Source organism: Bradyrhizobium sp. Kon56, assembly GCF_055807635.1.
Map to the genome: position 1 here is coordinate 1 of NZ_JBVVOU010000254.1, position 331 is coordinate 331.

The 331-nt window shown below is 51.1% G+C and carries 1 protein-coding gene; it reads left to right on the forward strand.

Annotated features, from left to right (window positions below; translation table 11 throughout):
- Positions 1 to 331: hypothetical protein (locus AC0L3B_RS38860; protein WP_473382995.1), on the forward strand; the 331-nt coding region annotated here is incomplete at both ends.

Here is a 331-nt window from a genome sequence, read left to right on the forward strand (position 1 = left end):
CCAAGAGTTTGGCGGACAAAGGCATTCGGGAAAGTATTTTGGATTTTTTAAGTCAGGGTCACTCGTACAAATTGCCGGGTAGTTCTCAAGACCATGAGGAACTGCCGCAAGAGTGGCCAGATCACCTTCACCCCGAGGCAAAGGTCAAACCAGTCGAACGTGTGTTTCATCGAGGCGAGTTTCTGCTCGACTTCGCCAGGATGCCAGCGGCTTCTTTCGAACAGTTCTGTTGGTCGCTGCTGACCAAGGAGCAATCGCTGCATGGCTGTCAAAGGCTCGGTAAAAATGGAGCCGAGCAGGGCGGTATTGATCTTTTTGCTTATGATGAACG